The following is a 7,667-nucleotide window of genomic DNA, read 5'->3' on the forward strand; positions in this document are numbered from 1 at the left end:
TGCCAATCCGCTTGCTGGTGAGCGAGGGCTTGCATCTGCGGCTTCAAGGCATCCAGACGTGGCGCCAACGCCTGGAGCTGGTCTTCGCTGTCAGCCCGCACCGTTGGCGCCGCCCGCGAGCGCCGCTGCTTTGCCGCACCCTCCAGTTCGTCCCAGCCACCCGTCGCTGCGGCCACGACCCGAGGGGGTGGCGTTGGGTGGCGTTGCCCCAGCAGGGTGCGGACGCCAGCTTCGGTGGGGGGCACTTTTAAGGTTGGCCCTTGGGGCCGCAGGTACACATCCAAACGGGCGAGACAAACATCAATCCCAACCCCTGTTTTTTCTCCAAGCAGCGTTTCGGCGGCGGTCGCTTGGGGTGGCCCTTTGACAACGCGTCCTTGTACAGGCGCGCTCGCACGCTCTAGCGAGCCTTCGAGTTGGCCTCATGGGCCTATGCGCGTGGCGCCAAACGCTACCAAACGGTGTCCGGACTGGATATGCGCTTCTTAAAAATACAGGCACCCAAGCAAGAGAGCGGTGTTTGATGCCCCTTAGGGACGACCGGTTACCGACCGCTGCAGCGACAAGGGACGTTCCATATCACGTCCCTACAGCAAGAATTGCACCTGATTAAATCTGCGATCCGAAGGAGATTTCCAAGCAAAAATTTACTGCTGGGTACAGGCAGGGTTTGCCAGAGTCTTGGCATCTAGCCGTTAGCCTTGTGATCAAGCCTGCCCCTATGGGTCTTTTGTTGGCTGGACTCCGAAATTGACTGGGCAAAAACAAACGCGCCAAAACTGGTCTCCTGCATTAATCTTGTAGGGCAGATTATGGTTGGAACAATCTGTCCAAAGGTACTAGATTCTCTATGCGGCTTGTACAGTTTTTCTATTTACGCGATCGCTCGCGGTTGAGTCATCCTATTGCATTAACGCCGTTACTGTCCTATAGACGCCAGCCTATTCGAACGGCGATCGCTGCGGTGATGGTTAGTTTATTCGGGGGTGCCTTAACGCCACTCCCTGTTCAAGCGCAGACAGCACCCTATTGCCAGCAGTCTCTAGCGGCGATCGACCAGAAGGAAATGTTGAGGCAGGTCGCCACGACAGGGAACAAGGATGCCCAAAAGCGCTATGCCAGTCTGATCAAACAACATGGAGAGCGACTGCAGGCCTGCCGCAAGCAGTCCTGGCCTCAAAAACAGGCGATCTGGCTGAGGCTCTATCCTTGCGATATTAAATCAGGCGCATTGGAAGCCGTTTTAGATCGCATTGTGAATCGAGGGTATACCCAGGTCAATGTGGAAGCGTTTTACAACGGTAAAGTGCTCTTGCCCGCAACCGATAACCCAACTCCCTGGTCTTCTGTCCTGGCCGGTTCTAGGGCTGAGAATACCGATCTGCTGGCTGACATCATTCGCAAAGGCCATTACCGTGGTTTGAAAGTGTATGCCTGGTTATTTGGCATGAACTTTGGTGCGAGCTATGTTCGCCGTCCCGATAAACAACAAACCCTCGCCCGTAACGGTTTGGGGCAAACCAGTTTGACCGCCAACACGATCGCTGGGCTCAGCGTTGAATTGGGTGCTGTTAACCCCGATGAGGCCTTTGTCGATCCTTACAGCCTCCAGGCAAGGCAAGATTATCTCCAGATGGTGCAGGCGATCGTCAAGCGCCGACCGGATGGGGTGCTATTCGATTACGTCCGTTATCCCCGTGGATATGGTGCGGCCTCCGTGGCTAGCAAAATTCAGGATTTGTGGGTCTACGGCGAAGCGTCTCAGCAAACACTCCTGCAACGAGCACTGAACTATCGAGGCATGGAGTTGATTCAGCGCTTCTTAGGGCAAGGCTTTATCACTGGTGACGACCTCAAGGATCTCAATTTGCTTTACCCCAATGAGCGAGAGCCCCTCTGGCAAGGCTTGAACCCAGCACGGATCACCACGCCACTACCGATCGGTCGTCGGGTTGCCCTGCTGCAGTCTGACCTTTGGCAGCTATCGGTTGCCCATGCGACTCAAGGTGTGCTGGACTTTGTCAATGCAGCGGTGGCACCTGTGCAGCGTCAGGGCATCCCTGCTGGAGCCGTTTTCTTTTCAGATGGCAACCTCAGCGTGGGGCGGAATGGCTTTGATTCTCGCCTTCAACCGTGGGATCGGTTTCCGAGTTCGCTAGAGTGGCATCCCATGGCGTATGCGACCTGTGGCAGTGCCAACTGCGTCATGGCGCAGATCCGACGGGTGCTCAATGCAGCGCCTCCTGGCACTCAGGTAAAACCAGTGCTAGCAGGCATTTGGCAACAGTCAGTCAGCAACCGTCCACCATTGGAGGTGCAAATGCAGGCACTCCAGCGCACAGCACCCCAAATTCGCTCGATCAGCCACTTTGCTTACTCCTGGCAAGAACCGGGGTCTGATAACGATCGCAAATTTTGCCAACCGTAAGGGCAGATTCTTTCCGTAGCAGCGTTACAGGTAATGCTGCTACGGAAAGAATTTCTATCCCACGACGAAATTCACCAGTTTCCCTGGTACGACAATCACTTTCTTGATAGTCTTGCCGTCGAGATGGCGTTTGGCAATATCGGATTCGCGAATCTGCTGCTCTAGCGCCACTCGGTCATCGGCGATCGCGATTGGTACCTCGATCGCGCCTCTGGTTTTACCGTTGATTTGGATGACAACGGTTTTCTCATCGGCAATCAGCGCGGTTGCATCAGCCGTTAGCCAGGACTGAGTATGGACTGAATCGGTATGCCCCAATCCATGCCACAACTCCTCCGCAATGTGAGGGGCAAAGGGAGCCAGCAACAGCAGCAAAGCTTGAATGCCCTCCGCATAGACGGGCGAATCCTTGCAGGCGGCATCGGTCAGCGCATTGCTCAGCTTCATCAACTCTGAAACGGCTGTATTAAACTGATAATCCCCTTCCAGGTCGTCGGTAATAGCTGCGATCGCAGTATGAATCGCCCGCCGCAGTTCCTTCTCTGCCTTGTTCAAAGCTGACCGCTGACCGCTGACCGCTGTAGCCTGCTTCTCCGTAGAAGTCTGCTGCGTTCCAAACTCCGTCACCAACCGCCAGACCCGATTCAAAAACCGAGACTGTCCTTCCACATCGGCTTCATCCCATTCCAGATCCTTTTCAGGTGGCGCTTTGAACAGAATAAACATCCGTGCGGTATCGGCACCGTATTTGCCAATCACGTCACCGGGAGCCACGCCGTTGTATTTGGATTTGGACATCTTTTCATAGACCAGTTCCAGCGCATCGCCGGTTTCTGGATCGATCGGATTGCTCAGATCCGTAATCTGTGTCGAGATAACGTACTTGCCCGTACGCGGATTTTTGTAGGTTTTGCCCTGCACCATGCCCTGGGTCAACAACCGCTGGAAGGGTTCGCCGAAGTTTAGCAAGCCGCGATCGCGCAACACCTTCGTAAAGAACCGCGAATAGAGCAAGTGCAAAATCGCGTGCTCAATCCCGCCCACGTATTGATCAACGGGCATCCAGTCGTTGGTTTTTGCCGGATCAAACACCTGGTTAGCGTCGGTGGCGTCAGGGTAGCGCAAGAAGTACCACGACGAATCGATGAACGTATCCATGGTGTCAGTTTCGCGCTTCGCAGGCGTGCCACAGGTGGGACAAGCAACATTCACCCACGACTCCAGCGTTGCCAGCGGTGAGCCTCCCCGACCAGAGAGTTCCACATTCTCTGGCAACTGCACAGGTAAATCGGCATCTGGCACCGCAACGGGACCGCACTTGGGGCAGTGAATAATCGGAATCGGTGCGCCCCAGTAGCGTTGCCGCGAGATCAGCCAATCGCGCAGACGATACTGAATGCGTGCTTTACCAAAGCCATTCTGCTCGGCATATTGCACGATCGCCGTCTTCGCCTCGATCGATGGCAACCCATCGAAGGTGCTGGAGTTGATCAGAACGCCCGGCTCGGTAAATGCTTGAGCAGGGGGCGTAGGGTGTGGGGTGTAGGGTGTGTGGTGACTACCTTCTGCCTCCCCTACTGGTGCAACGACTGCTCGAATCGCCAACCCTTGCTCTTTCGCAAACTTGAAATCGCGGACATCATGAGCCGGGACGCCCATCACTGCGCCCGTACCATATTCATACAGCACATAGTCCGCAATCCAGATGGGAATTTCTTCGCCTGTAAAGGGATTGATCGCCTTGCCGCCTGTGGGAATGCCGCGCTTGGGTTTGTCTTCGGCGGTGCGCTCCAGTTCACTTTGGTCGGCGATCTCTTGCGCAAAGGCATCTACGGCTGTTGCGCGATCGCTCGTTGTCACTACTTGCGTCAACGGATGCTCTGGAGCCAGCACCACATACGTCACGCCATACACGGTATCGGGGCGGGTAGTGAAAACGCCAATTTTTTCATCTGAATCCACGATCGGAAATTCCAGGTACGCGCCGGTGGATTTGCCAATCCAGTTTGCCTGCATCAGCTTGACCCGCTCAGGCCATCCCGTCAGCGTCTCCAGGTCATTCAATAACTGCTCGGCGTAGTCGGTAATTTTGAAGAACCACTGGCGCAGCAGCTTGCGCTCAACTTTTGCGCCCGATCGCCACGACTTGCCTTCGCTATCGACCTGCTCGTTTGCCAGCACCGTCTGATCGATCGGGTCCCAGTTCACTGCCGACTCTTTCTGGTACGCCAGACCTGCCTCAAAAAATTGCAGAAAGATCCACTGCGTCCACTTGTAGTAGTCTGGCGAACAGGTCGCTACCTCGCGGCTCCAATCATACGACAGCCCCAACCGCTTCAGCTCAGTGCGCATCTGGTCAATGTTCTGGTACGTCCACTTGACGGGATGAACGCCCCGATCGATCGCCGCATTTTCCGCTGGCAGCCCAAAGGCATCCCAGCCCATGGGATGTAGCACCCGGTAGCCTTGCATCCGCCGCACCCGCGCCAGCACATCGGTAATCGTGTAGTTGCGGACGTGCCCCATGTGCAAACTACCCGATGGATAGGGGAACATCGACAGCGCGTAAAACTTGGGCTTGCTGCGATCGTCGGGTGTCAGGTCTAACCCCTGCTCCGCCCACGTTTGCTGCCAGTGCTTCTCAATTGATGCGGGATTATAACGGGACTCCACGAACAAAACTCCTGCAAACGGCTTGCTTAGATCATTCTAGAAGGTTGATGGTCATTGCTTCGGCTTTATCAGACGCTTCTAGCTCTGGTTCCGGTCTCTTATCTATATACTACACATACTACAAGTCGTCTGCCGAATTTGGTCTCGTACTGGGTGAATGGTTGTCAGCGAGGCCATTGCTCAGAAAGCTAGCGTCTTTTCTTCATGCCGTGCCAGGCTTCTTCGTTTCCTGATACTCTGCGACGAACGGTGCAGCGATGAAAGCATTTTTGGGCATGCTAGTCATGAAGCACGAGAGGTGCTTTTGATTGCTAGAAGGGCGCATTAACCTGCCATGAGCCAGACCACTAAGACCAAAATTGAGACCACAGTGTTTAAGACTGAAGCGGTTAAGGCTGATGTTGTTGAGACCGAAAACATTTTTCGGCGTGGCTTAACGCTGAGCCAACAGGGCGATTACGAAGCCGCGATCGCGCATTTTAATCACATCCTTCAATTTCAGCCTAATCACGGCAACGCCTGGAATGAAAAGGGCAATGCGCTCATCAGCCTCGATCGTTATGCCGAAGCCATCACCAGTTTTGAGCAAGCGCTGATCTGTAACGCTGCGCTTCCGTCAACCCACTACAGCCTGGGTTGGGTAGCGTCTGTCAGCGGGCAGCATGGACGCGCGATCGAAAGCTTTAAGCAGGCGTTAGCCCTTCAGGCAGATTTCCCAAATGCCCATTACAGTTTGGGGCTTTCCTTGTATACGTTAGGACAATACAGCGCCGCGATCGCGTCCCTACATCAGGCTCTGGAACTGCAACCCGCGTTCGCTGACGCCTGGTATAGCCAGGGCTTAGCACTGTATGCCACCAAACGCTATGAAAGCGCCATCAAGCACTTCAACCAGGCGCTACAGCTACAGCCCGACTATCAGGCGGCATTCAGTAGTCGTGGCGCTGCACTGATGGGTTTGAGTGACTATGCAGCCGCGATCGCCAGCTATGACAAAGCGTTAGGACTCAACCCTGAAGATGCTGAATCCTGGTATCAGTGGGCAATGTGCCTGAAGCAGACTGGTCGGTATAAAGATGCCATTCTGGGTTACAACAAAGCGCTGGCACTGCAGCCGAGTCATTTGCCAGCGTATGGTCGTGGCTGTTGTCTTTTAAAGCTGGGTAACTATGAGGGTGCAATCTCCAGCTACGATTGCGCCTTAGAGTTTCAAGCCGCTCACTACGAAAGCTGGTTCAATCGAGGCATTGCGCTGAAACAGTTGGGACGCCTTGCGGAAGCCGTTGATAGCTATGACCATGCGCTTACCCTCCGACCCAATGATCCCAAAGCACGCACCAATTTGGGTGGGGTCTTGCTAAGGTTAGACCGCTTTGAGGAAGCGATCGCTTGCTACGACAAGGTGCTAGAGTCCCATCCTGATGACGCGCTTGCACAGCAGAATCGTCTCGTGGCTATGCGGCGATCGCAGGCCAGTAAGGGATAATGAAGACTCTCTCTATTTCAAAGGAAGTCGATGGGACAATACGAGCGTTTAATCCTGATGGCAGAGGACGAACTGACGCAGTACAGCACCGACGCCCGCAAGGTTGAAAAACTGCGGCAGAAGATTGGCTTATCGGTGCCGCCGGGTGAACAGCGACAGGTCAAAGAAACGCTTCTGGCCGAAATGCCTACTGATCCCATTAGCCAAATCGTGGAGAACCAGCGTCAGGTGGTTGCTTTACCGTTTTGGGGTATTGCTGGCTTGGGTCTGTTGCTTGGAATTTCGTTTATGCAGCCCGTCGATTTCATTGCTACGTTTGTTGGCGTCGCGATCGCCTTTAACGTCCAAAAATGGGGCTGGAAGCTACAGGCGAAGCGCCTGGTCTTGCAAACACTAGAAGAGATTGAAGCGAAAACCCGTAAGCCTGCCGACGAAAAACCAACGACATAGAGCCTGTCGAAAGCAGCTATCAGCTCTTCTCTGCCTGCTAAGAATGAACGTTGACGGCTACGAAAGATGATATTGTTCTTTTTCAGCTCTTAGTTGTCCAGTTGCCAACCTTGTTCCATCGCTGAAAGTTTCACGCTGGTTTCTTTTTGAAGGGGCATTTCAAAGCCTACGCTTTTGGTCTCCGTCTCAAAACGAGGAATGGGCAAGACTGCGACAGCGGCACCAATTAGCGTGAAAACGGCGAGCAGTTTGAGTAACATCGTGCGATTAAAAAGCGGTGAATTCATAGTGGATACCATTGCGTAAGTGATGCGGTTGCGTACGTTTCGTTCTTCATGCAAACTTCAAGAAATCCGGGTAATCCCTTTCTCTTTCTTAAGATAGGTGCACGAATGGAAATGGTTCATTTTTAGAACATCATTGGCACCGTCCGATTGTATGCTTGAGAGCTTTTCTCCTTAAGCTAGAGGCTGAACGAAGAGCGGGAGGGCATCGATCAGCGGCTATAGGTGCTTGAGTGCCTTTGCAAGTTAGAGTGATGGATGTTCGCTAGTGGTCTGTCAATTAATTGTTGACGGGTCACAAGGGGGTAAAGTTGAGAAGGATTCCCTTGCCTTCAATTGAATGACG

General features: G+C 53.8%; 5 protein-coding genes and 1 pseudogene. 3 read left to right on the top strand and 3 right to left on the bottom strand.

Translation table 11 applies throughout. The features are described 5' to 3' along the window. A pseudogene (locus C7B82_RS16300) lies at positions 1 to 278 on the bottom strand (phasin family protein); the annotation flags it as partial. Positions 279 to 850: 572 nt separating this feature from the next. Here C7B82_RS16300 and C7B82_RS16305 point away from each other — a divergent pair. Next, entirely contained in the window at positions 851 to 2,428 is a 1,578-nt protein-coding gene (locus tag C7B82_RS16305) for a family 10 glycosylhydrolase (RefSeq protein WP_181357524.1), read from the top strand. Positions 2,429 to 2,482: 54 nt separating this feature from the next. Here C7B82_RS16305 and leuS read toward each other — a convergent pair whose 3' ends face one another. Continuing rightward, positions 2,483 to 5,101, bottom strand: coding sequence for a leucine--tRNA ligase (gene leuS, locus C7B82_RS16310; protein ID WP_106257351.1), 2,619 nt, complete (start codon positions 5,099 to 5,101; stop codon positions 2,483 to 2,485). A gap of 334 nt (positions 5,102 to 5,435) precedes the next feature. Here leuS and C7B82_RS16315 point away from each other — a divergent pair, with 334 nt between their 5' ends. Further along, a complete protein-coding gene (locus C7B82_RS16315; protein ID WP_106257352.1) occupies positions 5,436 to 6,587 on the top strand; it encodes a tetratricopeptide repeat protein in 1,152 nt (383 codons plus the stop codon). Between the two features lie 30 nt (positions 6,588 to 6,617). After that, positions 6,618 to 7,037, top strand: a complete 420-nt coding sequence (locus tag C7B82_RS16320) for a hypothetical protein (RefSeq protein ID WP_106257353.1) — start codon at positions 6,618 to 6,620, stop codon at positions 7,035 to 7,037. 89 nt (positions 7,038 to 7,126) lie between these two features. Here the strand turns inward: C7B82_RS16320 and C7B82_RS16325 are convergent, their stop codons facing one another. Further along, a complete protein-coding gene (locus C7B82_RS16325; RefSeq protein ID WP_106257354.1) occupies positions 7,127 to 7,324 on the bottom strand; it encodes a hypothetical protein in 198 nt (65 codons plus the stop codon). Between the last annotated feature and the right edge of the window lie 343 nt (positions 7,325 to 7,667).

Origin of the sequence: Stenomitos frigidus ULC18 (assembly GCF_003003795.1) — a bacterium.
Taxonomy (GTDB): domain Bacteria; phylum Cyanobacteriota; class Cyanobacteriia; order Leptolyngbyales; family Leptolyngbyaceae; genus Stenomitos; species Stenomitos frigidus_A.